Source organism: Arsukibacterium sp., assembly GCF_033722355.1.
GTDB lineage: Bacteria > Pseudomonadota > Gammaproteobacteria > Enterobacterales > Alteromonadaceae > Alishewanella.
The window spans coordinates 1-19179 of the sequence record NZ_JAWVZF010000040.1 but is presented as its reverse complement, the minus strand read 5'-3'; the positions used below and the strand labels follow the sequence as shown (position 1 = coordinate 19179).

The following is a 19179-nucleotide window of genomic DNA, read 5'->3' as shown; positions in this document are numbered from 1 at the left end:
GAGTTTAACCAACGAGCCTGGCTGCAGCCTGGTGCGTTACAACAGTCAGCGAGGCATGATAAGCCTTGCCTCACCAGCGGAAGCTTTTGCCTGTATTCCAACCCGCCAGATTAACGAGCATAGTATCAGCGAGTATCTGGAACAACGCATCAAGCCTTTGTTGCCGGCTAATGTAGAACGACTGACACTGGCCTTAAGGCCGGAGTCCGCTACCGGTTTTTATTATCATTACAGCCACGGCTTAAAAAAACATGATGGTAATTGTCAGCGTATTGCCCATGGCCATCGTTCTACTATTCAGATCTATACGGATGGCATGCTCTCGCCACGATTGAATAAATTGTGGAGTGAACGGTGGCAGGACTGCTATCTGGGCAGTGCAGATGATTTATGTGAAGCAACCGCATTGCAGTTTCTCAGCGGCGAACAGGATGCTTTCTGTTTCCGCTATCAGGCAAGTCAGGGCTGGTTTGAGTTAGTTATTCCCCAAGGTCACTGTGATATTTTACCCTGCGATACCACGGTAGAATGTCTGGCAGACTATATTGCCGGTGCACTGAAAAAAATCGACAGCACTAAGAAATACAAGGTGGTAGCTTATGAGGGTGTGGCTAAAGGCGCTATTGCTCATTGCTAGTGTGCAGGCAATAGTATCGTTACCCGCTGCTGCTGAGGTCATGCTTGACGGCAAACTTACGCAGGGCAGTTTAGTTCGAGGGCAAGCGCCGGCTGGCGCTAAAGTATTTTTTAACGGGCAGCCCGTCAAGGTAGCAAAGAGCGGACAGTTTGTAATCGGTATTGGCCGTGATGCTGCGCTGCAGCATCAGTTGACAATTATTGCTTCAGACGGCTCCCGGCAGCAACTGCCTCTGACCTTCAGCCGGCGTGAGTACGATATCCAGCGAATTACCGGGGTGGCACAAAAGTATGTGACACCGCCGGCAGAGGTCACCGAGCGCATTCAGAACGACCAACGCAAGGTAGCCGCAGTACGGACAACATTATCAGATAAGATGGCAATCTTTGCTGACCCCCTATTACCTGCACAAGGAAGAATATCAGGAGTATATGGCAGTCAGCGGATTTTTAACGGTGAGCCGCGGAATCCGCATTATGGACTGGATATCGCCGCGCCCGTTGGCGCTCCGGTACTGGCCCCGTGGGATGGTGAGGTGCTGCTGGCAGAGGACTTGTATTATTCCGGCTTGACCCTGATTATCGACCATGGCATGGGGGTAACGTCGACGCTTATGCATTTACATCGCCTGGATGTGACAGTAGGGCAGTTAATTCGTCAGGGAGAGAAAGTGGCTGAAGTTGGGGCCACCGGCCGGGTGACCGGGCCCCATCTGGATTGGCGGATTAACTGGCTGCAGGAGCGGCTTGATCCGCAATTGTTACTGTCTGAACCATAACGTCACTTTGTAACCAGTCGCTTGCCTTATCTTTATCTGCAACCTGTAATACCGCAATTTTTGGTGCTGCAGGCTGGATAGGAAGTTGCAATATTAATACACGATCTTTGCGATAAAGGATTAATTGCTGGCTGGAACCCGATTCCAGCCGTTGCAGTAGCTCGGGCAGGCTGTGCTCGTTAATTTTCCAGCCTGCCAGTGCCAGCAGCTGATCGCCAACCATCATACCAGCCTGATGGGCTGCACCATCGGCCATTACCTGCGTAACAGTTAACAAACCGTTTTGGACCTTTAGCCCGGCTGCCAGATAGGCGGTAAAGTGGGTTTGACTGTCTGCTTTGGCCGGGCCGCTAAGGTCATTGTGGTCTGCTGCCGGGCGGAAACTCAGCTTAAGGCCGAGTTGCCAGGCTGCATGTTGCAGTGGCAACGGCTTGCTTTGACTTATCCAGTTGAGGGCAGCATCAGCCAGCTTGGCATAGCCGAGCTCGGTAAGACTGGCAAATAAACTTTGCTCGTCAGTGCCACTTTCAAGGTATTGCTGATACATGTACTGGCACAGCCGTTGCAGCGAACTGCCTTGCTCTCGTAGCGCTGCGTCCAGACAAAAAGCCACTAATGCGCCTTTGCCATAATAACTGACGACGGAATTTATGGCATTTTCATCCTGCTTGTAGAACTTGGTCCAGGCATTAAAGCTACTGTCCGCCAGGCTTTGCCTGGCGTCAGACGGGCTGCGTGTTACTCTGCTGATTGTTTTTTCCAGCGTTGTCATATACCGCTCAGGCTTAATTAGCCCGGCCCTTACCAGGGCTAAATCATCAAAGTAAGAGGTGAACCCCTCGTATAGCCATAACTGGCTGGTATATTGCTCAGCAGCTAACTGATATGGCTTAAACTCTGCGGGCATTAATCGTTTGACCCACCAGCTATGAAAGTATTCATGACTGCAAAGTGCCAGCAATTGCTGGTAATTATCGTCGGGTTGCTGAAGCTGTATACCCGGTAAATCGTACCGGCTACAAAGCAACAACGTTGAGAATTTATGCTCCAGCCCGCCATAACCTTGCTCAGTGACCCATAGTAAAAACCAGTACTGATGCAAATCGGCTGGCAGGCGGCCAAATACATTGCATTGCTGTTGACAAATTTGCTGTAAATCTGCCGCAAGCCGCGGTAGATCAGCAAGATTGTTGCCGCTTACCACCAGAAAGTGCGGAATCGTGTTTACCTCAAACTGTTCCACTTTGAAAACACCCGCCAACAGCGGACTGTCAATTAAACTGGCATAATCTGCAGCCTGATACGTGCCAAACTCCAGTGCTTTAGTACTCCCAACGGGCGTCAATGCGGTGGCAAGTCGCCAGCTGGCAGCAACTGCTGACTCAGGAGCTGGCACGATAAGTTGCTGCTGCAAGTTTTCCAGATCACTGACAGCAAGACACAAGGCCGCCGGATTTAAGACCGCGAGTTCATCATCGATATAAGCCGCCCGTACTGATAAGTCAAAGGCATAAAGCTGATAAACAACAGTGACAGGCTGCTGCCTGCAGGTCAGCTGCCAACTTTGTTTGTCTTGTTGTTGCAGCACTAACGGACCAGCGGCATCCGTTGCTGAAATTGACAGTAGGTGTTTGGCAAAATCCCGGATCATATAACTGCCCGGGATCCAGGCCGGCATGCTTAACGTGTGAATAGGCTGCTGTGGCGTAAATTTTAATGTCACTTCAATATGGTGCGCAGCGATATCCTGAATTTTTAACTGATAACTAACTAGCTCCATCAAATCCTCATCGCAACTCTTGTTGTACTAAATTTTGTAACAGCCGTTAAATCAGGCACAGAAATTTTCGATGCAAAGTGCAGGCCTGTTATAATAACCACTGCAATGCTGATGTCTGCGGCATTACCATAATTCTTGTTGTATTTTCAGAGTGAGTAGCTTATGTCAAACACCCCACCCAGTGAAGCCCTTATTGCCAAAAGAACTGCCCATGCTGTTACCAGGGTTACCAAAACGGTGTTTCCGGGCCGTACCAACCATCACAATACTTTGTTCGGCGGTGAGGCATTAGCCTGGATGGACGAAGCTGCTTTTATTGCAGCCACCCGCTTTTGCCGGAAGCCGCTGGTGACAGTCTGTTCTGACAGAGTCGACTTTAAAGAGTCGATTCCTGCCGGTACCATTATTGAACTGGTGGCAAGGATTGAGCATGTTGGCAGAACCAGCATCAAAGTGCATGTCGATATATTCGTCGAAAATATGTATAACGATGACCAGCATAAAGCCATTTCCGGTAACTTCACCTTTGTTGCACTGGATGCCAATCGTAAACCGACCCCGGTGCTGGCAGATTTCTGAGCCGGGCCCCAAGCTAACCCCAGTGCAATTGCGATTAATGTCTGCTGAAATCAGTTTAAGCGGCAAGGTTTTAACTGCGATGTTAGGTATACTTTGCGAAGAGTCATTACGCGGAAGTTTATCTTGTACAAAGTGTTTGAAGATCGAAACCGGCAGTTCTGGATCCTGCATACCTTGGGCTGGCTTGGTTTTGCTATTGTCAATTATCTGGGATCCTTGGTACAGGAAACCCGGGATGCCTATTTAATCGTGGTAGCGTTAGATGCCTATGTCGGCTGGTTAATTACCATCCCATTGCGTTATCTTTATCAACGCATTTGGTTTTGGCCACCCTGGCGTATGATTTTGCTGGTTTTATTACTTGCGTTACTGATCGCAGCAATCTGGACAACCGTAAGGAACTTTAATTACTGGGAAATTTACCGGCACGGTTACCGGCCTGATGACTGGTTGCAGTATATTAAAGACACGCCGGTGGCGTTCTATGTGATGCTGAGCTGGAGTGGGCTATATTTTGGTATTAAGTATTACCAGACTCTGCAACTGGAAAAACAAAAATCATTAACTGCCACCAACAAGGCGCATGAAGCCCAGCTAAAAATGCTGCGCTATCAGCTTAACCCGCATTTTTTGTTTAATACGTTAAATGCAATTTCAACACTGGTGCTGATTAATGAAACAGACACTGCAAATAAAATGGTGACCCGGCTTAGTGACTTTTTGCGCTATTCACTTTATAAAGATCCGATAAACCGGGTGCCACTTGAGCAGGAGCTGTATGCGGCAAAATTATATCTGGAAATTGAAAAAGTCAGGTTTTCTGAACGCCTGACGATTAATTTTGATATCGAGCAAGGCACAGAGCGCGCCTTAGTGCCCAGTTTAATTTTGCAGCCATTAATCGAAAATGCGATTAAATATGCCGTAGCCAGCCAGGTCAACGGCGGAGATATCACTATTACCGCCAAAAAATTCGGGCACGATTTATTGTTAGAGGTGTCAGACAATGGTCCTGGCATGCCAATAAGCGATGGTATTCCGAAGACGAATGCCAGCGGGGTAGGTTTAGTGAATACCAGAGAGCGCCTGGCAGCGCTTTATGATAACGATTTTGCTCTGGTGCTGACACATAACGAGCCCAAAGGGCTGAAAGTCAATATCCGGATCCCATTACAGTTAGAACAATTGGAAACAAACCATGTTGAAGGTAATAGTAGTAGACGATGAGCCGCTTGCCCGCAAAGGAATGCTGGTGCGCCTGGCTGCCTTTCCTGAGCTGGAAGTCGTTGCCCAGTGTAGTAATGGCGATGAGGCGGTAAACCGTATTGTTGAGTTAAAACCTGATGTGGTGTTTCTTGATGTGGAAATGCCCGGTATGGACGGTTTTGCGGTATTAAAGAGTTTGCAGCAGAAGCAGCTTAGCTTACCGTACATAGTCTTTGTTACGGCGTATGATCATTATGCTTTTAACGCTTTTGAAGTAAATGCACTTGATTATGTATTGAAACCGGTTGAACCCGAAAGGTTGAAAGCGGCGGTTACTAAGGTACTGAAATTCCACGCTGCTATTGATAGCCAGAAACATAAAGGGCAGCTGGCAGCCGCAGTTGCTAAACTTACCGGTGATGAGACCGGCAAAATTCTGCAGCGTCTGGATAAATCTGAGCCAGTGGTAAATGAGCGGTTTCCTGAAGCAATCAGTATTAAAGACAGTGGTGAAATTACCCGGGTGCCGGTTGCCGAAATAGATTGGGTTGATGCCGCAGGCGATTACATGTGCATTCATACTAAAGATGGTCAGACACATATCCTGCGTCGGACGATGAAAGAGCTGGAACAGGAGCTCGATCCACGGTTATTTGTCCGGGTACACCGCTCTGCTATCGTTAATGTAAACACTATCGCCAAGTTACAGATGTTGTCAAATGGTGAGCATCAGTTAATGCTGACCAATGGTCAGGCGGTAAAAGTCAGCCGCAGTTACAAAGACCGGGTAAAACAGGTTTTCAGCCACTAATCACGTTTATTAACCCAGCAGCTTGGCAGCTCAGTAGCTGCCAATCTGCTGCTGCCAGCGTACTAAAAAAGGGTCAATCGTTTTTGCTCTGTCACCGGTCTCAGCCAGTGGATATAAACATGCCTCTCCGTTAACCTCACCGGCCATGACCAGGCTAACACCCTGCATTAATTGCTCTACCGCAAAAGCACCTAACTTCGTAGCAAGAATACGGTCGGCACCCACCGGGCTGCCGCCACGCTGGATATGACCAAGAATGCAGGCGCGGCATTCAATACCTATTGCGCCGGTCAAGGCTTCCGCCAGTGCAGTAGCGCCGCCCGGATAGCTATGCTCAGCTACAACAATCAGATAACTAGACTTGCCTTTTAACAGTTGAGCATGCTGAATGGGTTTAATAATCGCTCGCAAATTATCTGGGCTGAGCTGACCAAACTCCGGACAGATAATTTGTTCGGCACCTCCGGCAATACCGGCAGCCAGGCTCAGATAACCACTGTGACGTCCCATCAGTTCAACCAGGAAAATCCGTTCAAAAGCGTCAGCGGTATCACGAATTTTATCAATGGCATCCAGTGCGGTATCAATAGCGGTGGCAAAGCCAATGGTGCTATCAGTGCCATCGACATCATTATCAATAGTACCGGGCACGCCTATCAGTTGCCCCTCGTAATGTTGACTGATAGCCATAGTACCGCGAAAACTGCCGTCACCACCGATCACTATTAACGCATCAATATGTAATTGCTGTAATGTCGCGGCTGCACGGGCAGGGCCATCGGCCTGCTGTAGCGCCGGGCAGCGAGCACTTTTTAAAATAGTGCCGCCGCGCTGAATAATATTATCAACATGCATGGGATGAAGCGTCTGATACTCCTGATCCAGCAAGCCGTTAAATCCATGTTTAAAGCCAACCACTTCAATGTTGCAGGCAGATGCTGTCAGGACAATAGCGCGAATACAGGCATTCATGCCTGGCGCATCTCCCCCGGAAGTTAATATGGCTAATCGTTTTATCGTATTCATTGTCTGTCCTGCTCACTGAGGTGATTACGCTTAGTATAGTTTCTATACAGCTGGGAAAGTTGATTCAACGCAAACATAACTAAATGACAAGACAGTCAGACAGCAAATAAGCGACAATGGCAGCAACTGATCTGACCGTTTTCGCTTGTTAAAGGAACTGTTGCTGCATGCATCAAATTACCGGAAGAAGTATTATTGGTTTAACGCTGGCGCTGACAACTGCCATTTTGTGGGGCATGTTACCGATAGCACTTAAAATTGTGCTTGATGTGTTATCGGCTAATACGATTACGGCTATTCGTTTTCTGGCGGCGGCAGTGATTGTCGGGCTATGGTTGGCGGCGCGCGGTAAATTGCCGCCAATAAAGTTACTGTTCCATCGTAAAGTCGGATGGCTGATGATGATTGCGGTAGCAGGGCTGTTATCAAACTATATTATGTATTTAAGCGGCTTAAACTATTTAAGCGCCGAAACCGGACAGGTCGTGATCCAGCTTGCGCCTTTTCTGATGATGCTTGGCGGTATAGTGATATTTAAAGAAAGATTGTTGTTATGGCAGAAAGTTGGAGCCATTACGCTGGTCGCCGGCCTGTTGTTATTTTTCAATGAACGTCTGTTACAGCTGATAGTGCAGGCAGACTCAGAAACTTTTGGCGTATTACTGGTCATTGCTGCCGCCGTTACCTGGGCCGCTTATGCGCTGGCTCAAAAACAACTGCTGGTGAGTTTCAGTTCTAAACAAATTATGTACCTGCTATATGTAGCCGGAACACTTTGCTTTATTCCGTTGTCCGAGTTTTCTCCATTGCTGACAATGAGCTACCTACATTGGGCATTACTGATATTTTGTTGCCTGAATACCGTTGTGGCTTATGGAGCCTTTGCTGAAGCATTACATCACTGGGAAGCGTCCAAGGTTAGTGCAGTGTTGGCAGTGACGCCTTTATTTACCATTGTATTCGCGACTTTTGTCAGCAAAATGTTTCCTGACTTTCTGACAGCGCAGCAGCTAAACCTGTGGTCCTGGCTTGGCGCTTTGATGGTCGTTACAGGTTCAGCCTTAACGGCACTGGCTCCGCAGTTTGCGGAATACCGGGCTGCCAGAAGGGTTAGAAAATTACAACGTGATGTCTTCTGAAATGCTATTTACATACAGCCACAAATTAAAAAAAGGCCCGCGGCCTTTTTTTAATTATCGAAACAACAACGACCTTATTTTACCTGAACAATTTTACAGGTATTTGACGCACCTATAGTTTCCATTGCATCGCCATGAGTCAGTATTACCAGATCACCGCTTTTCAGGCCGGCCTGCTTTCGAATAGCATCAATAGCTGCATCGGCCAGTGACTGTGCTGACTGTGAAGTGCTGTCAAAATAGACCGGATAGACGCCCCGGTACAATGCCATTTTGTTCAGCGTCTTATCATGACGTGATAGCGCATAAATAGGCTGGGGTGAGGTGATTCGAGACATTAACTTAGCGGTATAACCGGATTCGGTTAAGGCAATAATTGCTTTAATGTCGGCTAAATGGTTAGCGGCATACATTGCTGACAGGGCAATAGTTTCACTGATTTCTGTAAAAACAACGTCCATCCGGTGTTTTGATATCTGAACACTGGGATGTTTTTCTGCGCCGTCACAAACCCGGGCCATTGCCTTGACCGTTTCAGTAGGATACTTACCGGCAGCAGTTTCAGCGGACAACATCACAGCATCGGTGCCATCAAGTACCGCATTGGCAACATCCATGACTTCAGCCCGGGTTGGCATCGGGCTTTCAATCATACTTTCCATCATTTGAGTGGCGGTAATAACGACCCGGTTCAGTTGGCGTGATCGGGCGATAATCCGTTTTTGCTGGCCAACCAGTTCAGCATCACCGATTTCCACACCCAAGTCACCACGGGCAACCATAACAGCGTCTGATGCACGAATAATATCATCCAGCGTTTCGTTATCGGCTACCGCTTCAGCCCGCTCAATCTTAGCCATTAATCTTGCTTCAGAGCCTGCCGCCTTTGCTAATTCGCGGGCAAGACGCATATCATCGCCGCTGCGCGGAAACGAGACCGCCAGAAAATCAACATCTATTTCAGCAGCAGTAATAATGTCAGCCTTATCTTTATCAGTCAGGGCAGGGGCTGTTAATCCACCACCCTGGCGGTTTATACCTTTATTATTGCTAAGTTTTCCGCCAACCGTCACTTTGGTGTAAACCCTGCTTCCATCGACCCGTTCAACCTGTAACTGTATACGACCATCATCCAGTAGCAGTAAATCGCCGGCACTGACATCCTGTGGCAGAGCTTTGTAGTCGATACCTACCTGGTGATGATCCCCTTCACCTTTAGCCAGACTGGCATCCAGCACAAACTGCTGACCTTCCGCTAATAATACGGCACCTTCCTTAAACGTAGACACCCGGATTTTCGGCCCCTGCAAATCACCTAATATGGCGACGTGAGTACTCAGTTTGTCCGCCGCAGCGCGCACCATAGCAGCCCGTTCCCGGTGGTCATCCGCACTACCGTGTGAGAAATTAAGCCTGAATACACTTGCGCCGGCACTGATTAGCTTTTCAATTGATTGCTGGGTATTCGTAGCCGGGCCGAGGGTGGCGACTATCTTGGTTCTTCTTGGCATCAGATGCTCCTGCTGTTGTACGCGGATGTCATAAGCGTTTTAGTGTAATGTAATTTTATTACAGAATACAGCGGCATTATCGATAAAAGCGACAGGTTGGTGCAGTTGACCAACCTCGGATGATGGTTGATCAGCTGCGTTAGTTTGCCAAATCTTTCTTTTCAAAGCGGGATCCACGCAAGCTGTCTTTCACTTTTTTCAGATTTTCCCGGAACTTACTGCCACGTCTTAAAGTAAAGCCGGTGGCCAGAATATCGATTAATACCAGTTGGGCAACGCGGGACGCCATTGGCATATACATGTCGGTGTCTTCTGGCACATCTAACGACAACACCAGGGTGCATTCGCGGGCCAACGGGCTGTCGTATGCGGTGATACCAATGACTGTCGCATCATTTTCCCGGGCGATGGCGGCAATATCACACAGGTTTTTCGTTCTGCCGGTATGGCTGATACATACCACGACATCTCCGTCAGAGCTGTTAATTGCTGACATCCGCTGCATAACAATGTCATCAAAACAGACAACCGGCACATTAAAACGAAAGAACTTATTCTGGGCATCATGTGCCACAGATGCAGACGCACCCAGACCAAAGAAAGAAATCTTTTTAGCTTGGGTTAATACATCTACTGCACGATTTATAGTATTAATATCAACATGTTGCCTGGCAGTATCTAATGCAGCCATCGTTGATTCGAAAATTTTAGCTGTATAAGCTTCAGGCCCGTCATCTTCTTCCACATGCCGGTTAACATAGGGAGTGCCGTTGGCGAGGCTTTGGGCTAAATGAAGTTTAAAATCAGGAAAACCCTTAGTATCCAGACGGCGACAAAAGCGGTTGACAGTAGGTTCACTGACGTCTGCCATTTTGGCCAGGGCTGCTATACTACTGTGAATCGTCACCTGAGGATTAGCCAGAATCACATCGGCAACCTTACGCTCAGACTTGCTGAAACTGGTAACACTACTTACGATTTTTTCCAGTACGTTCATCCGCTAATTCCTGATTTATATCGTTGTTAATGGTGGCAATAATTGTAGCAGTCTTGGTTATATACCAGAGTGGCAGTCAAAACAGTATTAAATTTACCACAAAACTGTAATTCAATTGCTAAGGCTGCCTTAATATGTAAGATTAGTCAAAATATTCGTTGTTATGTAATTTAATTACACAATATTGGGTTTACAGCGTCATTTCAGCACGTTAGTATGCCGTAAGTGTTGTAAAATTACGTATTATTGCAAGGGTCAGATATGACAACAACAGCACAGCATAGCCAGAATAACGCCTGCGACTTAATTTTATTCGGCACTAAAGGTGATTTGGCGAGGCGTAAATTACTGCCTGCCTTATACCAACTTGAAAAAGCCGGTTTATTGGCTGCTGACTCACGCATTATTGGTGTAGCCCGTGATGCCATGGACAATAGCGGCTACCTCGACATGGTGAAGTCGAACCTGACCACGTTTCTGAAAAAAGAAGCACTGGACGAGCAGGTCTGGCAACAACTGGCTGGCAGATTGCTTTACGTGCAACTTGATTTGACTCAAACCAGTGATTACAAAAAACTTGGCGAACTGGTCGACGCTGCCAAACGAACACCGGTTAGCTATTTTGCTACGCCACCCGCATTGTTTGGTGATCTGTGTAAGGGACTGGCTGCCGCAGGTTTGGCAGCTGAACCTTCCAGAGTGGTGCTGGAAAAACCGATTGGCCATGATTTAGCCTCATCAATTGTGATTAACGATCAGGTTGCTGAACATTTCAAAGAGTGTCAGATATACCGGATTGATCATTATCTGGGTAAAGAGACGGTACTTAATCTGCTGGCGCTGCGTTTTGCCAATGCCATTTTTGCATCTAACTGGGATCACAATGCGATTGATCACGTTCAGATCACTGTGGCGGAAGAAGTTGGTGTGGAGGGGCGTTGGAGTTATTACGATGATGCCGGTCAAATGCGAGACATGGTGCAAAATCATTTATTGCAGGTTTTGTCATTAATTGCGATGGAGCCTCCGGCCCGTCTGGATGCTGACAGTATCCGGGATGAAAAACTCAAAGTATTAAAGGCACTGCGTCGTATCGACAGCAGTAATGTGCAGGAAAAAACAGTTCGCGGCCAGTATGCCAGTGGCTTTGTCAGTGGCAAGCAGGTACCGGGTTATCTGGAAGAGGAAGGCGCCCGGGCCGGCAGTCGCACTGAGACGTTTGTTGCTATTAAAGTGGATATTGATAACTGGCGTTGGGCCGGGGTGCCTTTTTACCTGCGTACCGGCAAGCGCATGCCGAAAAAACACAGTGAAGTGGTAATTTGCTTCAAGCCGCAACCTCATAATATCTTTCATGAAACTTACAACGAATTACCAGCTAACAAATTAATTATCCGCTTGCAGCCAGATGAAGGTGTGGAAGTTCAGGTCATGAACAAAATTCCTGGTCTCGGTGAGCATATGCGCCTGCAACAGAGCAAACTTGACCTAAGTTTTGATGAGACCTTTAAGTCGCAGCGCATCGCAGATGCCTATGAAAGACTATTACTGGAAGCGATGCTCGGTAATCAGTACTTATTTGTCCGCCGCGATGAGGTTGAACAAGCCTGGCAGTGGGTTGACGGTATTCTTAATGCCTGGAAAAACAACAATGAACCGGCTAAAACCTATCAGGCAGGCACCTGGGGGCCTGTTGCTTCAATTTCCATGCTGGCTCGCGACGAGAGAAACTGGGACGAATAAACGATTTAGGTAGACAATCTAATGCAACTTCATCAATACACTGATAGTACAGTACTCAATACCGAATTTGCCGCCAGGTTGGAAAACCTGCTGCAACAGGCTATCACCCAACGTGGCCATGCATACCTTGTTGTGTCAGGTGGCAGAACGCCGACGGCTTTGTTTAACGCGCTTTCTCAGGCTGACCTGCCATGGCATAACGTTAGCATTTTACTGGCTGACGAGCGTTTTGTGCCGGTTGACTCACCAGACAGTAATGAGCGGCTGGTTAGAGCAAACCTGTTAACAGCAAAAGCGGCGAAGGCGAATTTTATCAGTTTGTATTCTGCTGCAGCTACTGCAGAAGCCGCTGTGCCAGAGATTATGCCGCGCGTCAGTGCACTCCCCACGTTTGACGCCGTCATTCTTGGTATGGGCGAAGATGGTCATACCGCGTCTTTGTTTCCCTGCAGTGCTGAACTTAATCAGGGTTTAGCCATGGATGCCCCGGCAATCCTTGCCATTAATCCCACTACCGCGCCACATCAGCGCATTTCACTTAGTTTGCCACGGTTGCTCAACACCAGGCAGCTGTTTCTCCATCTGGTGGGCGAAAGTAAGCTTGCGGTATTAAATAAAGCACAGGCCGGTGATGATGTCAGCAGTATGCCTGTCAGGGCTGTGTTGCAACAGCATGATGTTGATGTGGCCGTAATGTACGCCGCTAACTAGAGGAAGTATTATGAATCCTGTTATCCAACGGGTCACCGATCGCATTATTGCCCGCAGCAGCAAAAGCCGGGCTGTTTATCTGGCAAGAATTGACGAGGCCGGCCAAAGCGGGCCTCATCGGGGCGTTCTGAGCTGTGGCAATCTGGCGCATGGCTTTGCCGCCTGCAACAAGCAGGACAAGGCAGATTTACGCAGTCTTACTAAAGCTAATATTGGTATTATTTCATCCTACAACGATATGCTGTCAGCACATCAACCCTATCAGAGCTACCCGGACATTATTAAACAAGCGGTTAACGAGGTCGGCAGCGTTGCACAGTTTGCCGGTGGGGTACCGGCGATGTGTGACGGGGTGACCCAGGGCCAGCCCGGCATGGAGTTAAGTTTGCTTAGTCGGGACATTATTGCGATGTCTGCTGCCGTAGGGTTGTCACACAATATGTTTGACGGCGGCCTGATGCTGGGGATTTGCGATAAAATTGTACCCGGGCTGCTTATGGCTGCATTAAGTTTCGGTCATCTGCCTTTTGTTTTTGTGCCTGCCGGGCCGATGCCATCCGGTATTCCTAATAAAGAAAAAGCCCGGGTCCGTCAGTTATTTGCCGAAGGTAAAGTCGGTAAAGAAGAGCTGCTGGAAGCCGAATCTGCATCTTATCATTCTGCTGGCACCTGTACCTTTTATGGTACAGCGAATTCCAATCAGCTGGTAGTTGAAATGATGGGGCTGCATTTACCTGGTAGCTCTTTTGTTAACCCAGGCAGTGCTTTACGTGACGAGCTGACCAAAGCGGCGGCGCGCCAGGTTACCCGTTTAACCCAGTTGGGCGATAATTATTTACCGGTCGGTAAACTGGTTGATGCCAAAGCCATTGTCAACGGTATAGTTGGCCTGCTGGCGACAGGGGGCTCGACTAATCACACTATGCATCTGGTTGCGGTGGCAAGAGCCGCTGGTTTTATTGTTAACTGGGACGATTTTGCTGAGCTTTCTGCTGCCACGCCGTTGCTAACCCGGATATATCCGAATGGTCAGGCAGACATTAATCATTTTCAGCATGCCGGCGGAATGGCGCTGTTGATCCGTGAATTACTGGATGCAGGCTTGCTGCATGAAGATGTGCAAACCATAGCGGGCCCCGGGCTGCGTCGTTATACCCAGCAACCATTACTAAAAGACGGGAAGTTGCACTGGGTTGATGCGCCCGAGCAATCGCTCGATAAAGAAGTACTGGCAACCGTTGCCAAACCGTTTAAGAGTCATGGTGGTCTGGAGGTATTGTCAGGTAACTTGGGCCGGGCGATCCTGAAAACATCAGCCTTGCGTGACGGTACCGAAGTGATTAAAGCACCGGCAGTGGTATTTCATAGTCAACATGAACTTGACGCGGCATTTAAAGCGGGTGATCTGAATAAAGACTGCATCGTCGTCGTCCGGTTTCAGGGACCAAAAGCCTGTGGTATGCCAGAGCTACATAAACTGACACCTCCGCTTGGGGTGTTGCAGGATAAAGGATTTAAAGTCGCGCTGGTCACAGACGGCAGGATGTCAGGCGCCTCAGGTAAGGTTCCTGCCGCGATTCATGTAACCCCCGAAGCGCTGGATGGTGGCGCGATTGGCCGGATCAAAACCGGAGATATGCTACTGGTTGATGGTAACAACGGCAAGCTTGAAGTACTGGTGGATGAAGCGGAATTTAATGCCAGAGAGCAGGCGCAAAGTGATTTAAGCCATAATTATTATGGCATGGGCCGGGAAATGTTCGGAGCGATGCGTACCCAGTTAAGTGGCGCAGAGCAGGGCGCCTGCAGTCTGTTTGTTACCGAGGAGCACCTGCATGACTAAGCTGGTTGACTTCGCAATTGTTGCCGATATCGGTGGTACTAATGCCCGGTTCAGCCGGGTGAATTTAGCAACACTGGCACTGGACAAAGTGGCGGTATATCCCTGCGCTACTTTCGCCAGTCTGGCAGATGCATTGCAACACTATCAGCAACAGCAGCAGTTAACCGAGCTGAAGCATGTTGCCATTGCCATTGCCTGCCCGGTAACCGCCGATGAAATCAGTATGACCAATTTTCACTGGCACTTTTCGGTCAGTGCGATGCAGCGTCAGCTGGGGTTAAGCCGACTTTTGGTCATGAACGACTTTACGGCTGTCGCCATGAGTTTACCGGCGCTTGGCGAGGCGGATAAAGTGCAGTTAGGGCAGGGTAGTGCAAAGCGGGACAAGCCGATGGCAGTGCTTGGGGCCGGTACCGGACTGGGCGTTGCCCATCTGATTAATGTTAATGATCGTTTTATCCCGTTACCGGGGGAAGGTGGCCATGTTGACTGGGCAGCACAAACTGAACAGGAATGGTTTATTCAACAGGTACTAGCGAAAGAATACGGTCACGTATCGCCTGAGCGGATATTATCCGGGCCCGGTCTTGAAGCCATTTACCGGGCGCTGGCACTTTACCGTCGTCTGGATGTTGCTCCGTTATCGGCCGGCGAGATAGGCAGTCAGGCGCTGGCCGGCAGCTCAGAGCTGGCAACTGCTTCGGTTGCCCAGTTTTTTGCAAGTCTTGGTAGTGTGGCCGGTGATTTGGCACTGACACTGAGCACATTTGGTGGTGTCTATGTAGCAGGCGGCATAGCGCCGAAGCTGCTGCCACTGATGGCTGCCAGTGAATTCAGAACCCGTTTTGAAGCAAAAGGCCGGTTTAGCGCATTTAATCGCCAGATCGCCACTTATATCGTGACCGCTCCGCAGCCAGGTTTACTGGGTGCAGCAGTTTACTTAAAACAATCTTTGGCGAGTTAATTTATGGCATTTGAAAATTGGCAGCTTCAACCTGCTGAATTATTTGCACAAGGTGCAGTAGTTCCGGTAATCGTAATTAAAGATCTGGCTGATGCAGTACCGATGGCAAAAGCACTGCTGGCAGGGGGCATCCGCGTGCTTGAAGTGACTCTTCGTACTCCGGTGGCACTGGAGGCAATTAAATTGCTGGCAGAGCAGGTCCCGGAGGCAATCGTCGGTGCAGGTACTGTGACTACCGCAGCCCAGCTGCAGCAAGTTATCGCGGCCGGCGCCAAGTTTGCTATCAGTCCCGGGCTGACCAGAGAGCTGTTACAGGCAGGGAAAGAGTCAGTTATTCCACTTATCCCGGGTATAGCCAGTATTTCAGAACTGATGGAAGGCACCGGCCTGGGTTATACCCATTTTAAATTCTTCCCGGCGGAAGCCGCCGGCGGTGTCAAAACGTTAAAATCAATTTATGGTCCGTTTTCTGATATCCGTTTTTGTCCAACCGGCGGTATCAACGATAAGAACTATCTTGACTATCTGGCGCTACCGAATGTCAGCTGCGTTGGTGGCTCCTGGATTGTACCGGATCAGGCTGTCAGTGATAAAAACTGGCAACAAATTACTGAATTAACCCACACCGCAGTCACTGTTGCAGCACAGGCACGCTAAAGGCACGGCTGTACATTCAGATAAAGCTGACCAAGCCTGTCTGCCCTAACTGAAACCGGCTATTATGCCGGTTTTTTTGAATTTGTGGCATAAAGCGCGTATAGTGGCGCACCTTTTTCATCCAGTACACTCTGTAGCGGACCATTTTAGTGATATCAACTGCCAATATTACAATGCAATTCGGCGCCAAGCCGTTGTTTGAAAACATTTCTATTAAGTTTGGTGAAGGCAATCGGTATGGCCTGATCGGGGCCAATGGTTGCGGCAAGTCAACCTTTATGAAGATCCTCAGCCGCGAGCTTGAGCCCACAGCCGGTAATGTGTTTGTTGAACCCAACCACCGGGTTGCAAAGTTGCATCAGGATCAATTTGCATTTGAACAATATTCAGTAATTGATACGGTAATTATGGGGCATGCTGAATTATGGGCAGTCAAAGAAGAACGCGACAGGATTTATGCCAGTAGCGAGATGAGCGAAGAAGACGGAATGAAAGTGGCCGATCTGGAAGTCGCTTTTGGGGAAATGGATGGTTATACCGCAGAATCACGCGCAGGCGAGTTACTGATTGGTGTTGGGATCCCGGTTGAGCAGCACTTCGGGCCGATGTCAGCGATTGCGCCGGGTTTTAAGCTTCGGGTGTTACTGGCGCAGGTATTATTCGCCGATCCGGAAATTATGTTGCTTGATGAGCCGACCAACAACCTTGATATCAATACTATTCGCTGGCTGGAAAACGTGCTGGCTGAGCGCAACAGCACCATGGTGATTATTTCGCATGACCGTCACTTTTTAAATAGTGTCTGCACGCATATGGCAGATCTTGATTACGGTGAGCTGCGCCTGTACCCGGGTAATTATGATGAATATATGTTTGCGGCTACCCAGGCCCGCGAGCGACTATTGTCTGACAATGCCAAGAAAAAAGCCCAGATAGCAGAATTGCAGACCTTCGTCAGCCGGTTCTCCGCTAATGCATCCAAGGCTAAGCAGGCCACGTCCCGTGCTAAACAGATTGATAAAATTCAGCTGGAAGAAGTAAAAGCGTCCAGTCGGGTCAATCCGTTTATCCGGTTTGAACAGCAAAAACAGCTTTATCGCTTAGCACTCGAAGTAGAGGGGCTGAGTAAAAGCTTTGGTCAGCTGCAGCTTTTAAAAAATCTGAATATGACGATAGAGGTTGGTGAGAAAGTGGCGATTTTAGGCACCAACGGCATTGGTAAATCAACGTTACTGAAATGTCTGATAGGGGATTTAACCCCAGAGTCGGGTACGGTTAAGTGGTCTGAAAATGCAAAAATTGGCTACTATGCGCAGGATCATGCCCATGAATTCGCTGAAGCAATGACACTATTTGACTGGATGAGCCAATGGAAGCAGCCGTCAGATGACGAGCAGGCGATCCGGGGCATTCTGGGGCGGTTATTATTTTCCCAGGATGAAATTAAAAAGTCAGTCAAAGTGCTGTCCGGCGGTGAAAAGGGCAGAATGCTGTTTGGGAAACTGATGTTGCAGCGGCCAAATATTCTGGTGATGGATGAACCTACCAATCACCTGGATATGGAATCAATTGAGTCGTTAAATATGGCGCTGGAACATTATAAAGGCACGTTAATATTTGTCAGTCATGACCGGGAGTTTGTCTCATCACTGGCCAGCCGGATTATCGAAATTACCGGACAGGACGTGCGAAACTTTGTTGGTACCTACGAAGAGTATTTAACGGCACAAGCCAGTTAGTCACTGCGTTTTATAAAGCTACCCTGATAAAACAGCCGGTTACGCCCTGACGTACCGGCTTGTTTTTTTCTACGATGCCCCCACCTTTCTGTTATTGCATGATGTTAGTGACAAACGAAGTTTGCGCCGGTGCACATCCGGCTGACGCCATGTTTGGCAAAACGTTAATTAACTCAGGAGACGGTAATATGAAAGTAAATATCGGCATAGATGAAAATGAACGTAAAGCGATATGTGACGGGCTGGCAGGCTTACTTGCCGATACCTATACCTTGTATCTGAAAACCCATAACTATCATTGGAATGTTACCGGCCCGATGTTTCAAACCTTACATACCCTGTTTGAAGCCCAGTATGTTGAACTGGCCGAAGCTGTCGATGTGATTGCTGAGCGGATCCGTGCCTTGGGTGAGTTTGCGCCCGGCTCCTATAAACAATTCGCTAAATTAACCAGTATTAAAGAAGCAGATGGTATCCCTACCGCTGAAGAGATGATTAAAGATTTAGTAAAAGGCCAGGAAGCGATCGCTAAAATCGCCCGCTCAATTGTACCGGTAGCGGATAAATCATCAGACGAAGTGACGCTGGATTTATTAACTCAGCGCATGACAGTTCATGAGAAAAATGCCTGGATGTTGCGCAGTCTGGTTGCCTGACAGTAGCGACGGGGTTTATCAGTGAGAAGCAGCGCTTAAGCGCTGCTTTTTTATACGCATTTATCTGAAAACCACTTTTCATGCGGTAGGCAGTAAAAAGTACTAAGTTTTTCCGGGAAAAACTTGTAAAATCAGCACCAGCAGTAACACTTAAAAGCGTCTGATGCTTTTGGTGCTAATAGAGTCAACCGGAGATGTCCCCGATGAACGCCTTGCAATATGCGCAAAATGCTGTCGAATTATTTGCTTTTCCTGATAGCTACATCCGCGTTAAAGAGTTGATGGAGTCGGATACAGCCAGTTTGGACGACATTGCCGAAGTTATCTTACTGGATCCGGTATTAACGTCTAAACTGCTTAAGCTGGCAAACAGCGCGGTTTACCGCTTACCTTATCAAGTCG

Annotated in this window: 18 protein-coding genes; 14 read left to right on the top strand and 4 right to left on the bottom strand. The window is 48.3% G+C overall.

Translation table 11 applies throughout. The annotated features are described in order from the left end of the window. Window positions 1–637: 6-carboxytetrahydropterin synthase (locus R3177_RS06025; protein WP_318970136.1), on the top strand; the 637-nt coding region annotated here is incomplete at its 5' end. After that, complete coding sequence (locus R3177_RS06020) at window positions 600–1415, top strand: M23 family metallopeptidase (RefSeq protein ID WP_318970135.1); 816 nt, start codon at window positions 600–602, stop codon at window positions 1413–1415. The genes R3177_RS06025 and R3177_RS06020, both read left to right, overlap by 38 nt. Here R3177_RS06020 and R3177_RS06015 read toward each other — a convergent pair. Continuing rightward, on the bottom strand, window positions 1363–3195 hold the full coding sequence (locus R3177_RS06015; protein ID WP_318970134.1) for a M61 family peptidase: 1833 nt from the start codon (window positions 3193–3195) through the stop codon (window positions 1363–1365). The two genes, R3177_RS06020 and R3177_RS06015, sit on opposite strands and share 53 nt — an antisense overlap. 162 nt (window positions 3196–3357) lie before the next feature. Between R3177_RS06015 and R3177_RS06010 the strand changes: the two genes are divergently transcribed. The 3 genes from R3177_RS06010 to R3177_RS06000 all read left to right on the top strand — a co-directional run bounded on the left by R3177_RS06010 (window position 3358) and on the right by R3177_RS06000 (window position 5791). Then, a complete protein-coding gene (locus tag R3177_RS06010; protein WP_217669512.1) occupies window positions 3358–3774 on the top strand; it encodes an acyl-CoA thioesterase in 417 nt (138 codons plus the stop codon). 132 nt (window positions 3775–3906) lie between these two features. After that, window positions 3907–5001, top strand: a complete 1095-nt coding sequence (locus R3177_RS06005) for a sensor histidine kinase (protein ID WP_318970137.1) — start codon at window positions 3907–3909, stop codon at window positions 4999–5001. Beyond that, a complete protein-coding gene (locus tag R3177_RS06000; RefSeq protein WP_318970133.1) occupies window positions 4973–5791 on the top strand; it encodes a LytTR family DNA-binding domain-containing protein in 819 nt (272 codons plus the stop codon). Before R3177_RS06005 ends, R3177_RS06000 begins: the two co-directional genes overlap by 29 nt. A 30-nt stretch (window positions 5792–5821) precedes the next feature. On the opposite strand, the gene R3177_RS05995 is transcribed toward R3177_RS06000, so the two are convergent. Continuing rightward, window positions 5822–6817, bottom strand: coding sequence for an ATP-dependent 6-phosphofructokinase (locus tag R3177_RS05995; protein WP_318970132.1), 996 nt, complete (start codon window positions 6815–6817; stop codon window positions 5822–5824). Window positions 6818–6984: 167 nt separating this feature from the next. Here R3177_RS05995 and R3177_RS05990 point away from each other — a divergent pair, with 167 nt between their 5' ends. Further along, entirely contained in the window at window positions 6985–7956 is a 972-nt protein-coding gene (locus R3177_RS05990; protein WP_318970131.1) for a DMT family transporter, read from the top strand. 74 nt (window positions 7957–8030) lie between these two features. On the opposite strand, the gene pyk is transcribed toward R3177_RS05990, so the two are convergent. Both pyk and R3177_RS05980 read right to left on the bottom strand, forming a co-directional pair. After that, window positions 8031–9467, bottom strand: coding sequence for a pyruvate kinase (gene pyk / locus R3177_RS05985; RefSeq protein ID WP_318970130.1), 1437 nt, complete (start codon window positions 9465–9467; stop codon window positions 8031–8033). Between the two features lie 139 nt (window positions 9468–9606). Next, the gene (locus R3177_RS05980; protein WP_318970129.1) at window positions 9607–10464 is read right to left on the bottom strand and encodes a MurR/RpiR family transcriptional regulator; all 858 of its coding nucleotides are present in this window, start codon (window positions 10462–10464) and stop codon (window positions 9607–9609) included. Between the two features lie 261 nt (window positions 10465–10725). Here R3177_RS05980 and zwf point away from each other — a divergent pair, with 261 nt between their 5' ends. The 8 genes from zwf to R3177_RS05940 form a co-directional block, all read left to right on the top strand. Further along, a complete protein-coding gene (gene zwf, locus R3177_RS05975) occupies window positions 10726–12207 on the top strand; it encodes a glucose-6-phosphate dehydrogenase (RefSeq protein ID WP_318970128.1) in 1482 nt (493 codons plus the stop codon). Between the two features lie 21 nt (window positions 12208–12228). Continuing rightward, a complete protein-coding gene (pgl, locus tag R3177_RS05970; RefSeq protein WP_318970127.1) occupies window positions 12229–12918 on the top strand; it encodes a 6-phosphogluconolactonase in 690 nt (229 codons plus the stop codon). Between the two features lie 10 nt (window positions 12919–12928). After that, window positions 12929–14761 (top strand): phosphogluconate dehydratase, encoded by a 1833-nt coding sequence (edd, locus tag R3177_RS05965; protein WP_318970126.1) that lies wholly within the window; start codon window positions 12929–12931, stop codon window positions 14759–14761. Continuing rightward, a complete protein-coding gene (locus tag R3177_RS05960; protein ID WP_318970125.1) occupies window positions 14754–15725 on the top strand; it encodes a glucokinase in 972 nt (323 codons plus the stop codon). Before edd ends, R3177_RS05960 begins: the two co-directional genes overlap by 8 nt. Before the next feature lie 3 nt (window positions 15726–15728). Beyond that, a complete protein-coding gene (locus tag R3177_RS05955; protein ID WP_318970124.1) occupies window positions 15729–16382 on the top strand; it encodes a bifunctional 4-hydroxy-2-oxoglutarate aldolase/2-dehydro-3-deoxy-phosphogluconate aldolase in 654 nt (217 codons plus the stop codon). Window positions 16383–16531: 149 nt separating this feature from the next. Further along, a complete protein-coding gene (locus R3177_RS05950) occupies window positions 16532–18121 on the top strand; it encodes an ABC-F family ATPase (protein ID WP_318970123.1) in 1590 nt (529 codons plus the stop codon). Window positions 18122–18309: 188 nt separating this feature from the next. Further along, complete coding sequence (locus R3177_RS05945) at window positions 18310–18777, top strand: Dps family protein (RefSeq protein ID WP_318970122.1); 468 nt, start codon at window positions 18310–18312, stop codon at window positions 18775–18777. Between the two features lie 203 nt (window positions 18778–18980). Continuing rightward, window positions 18981–19179, top strand: a 199-nt coding sequence (locus R3177_RS05940) for an HDOD domain-containing protein (RefSeq protein WP_318970121.1), incomplete at its 3' end; no start/stop codon positions are given.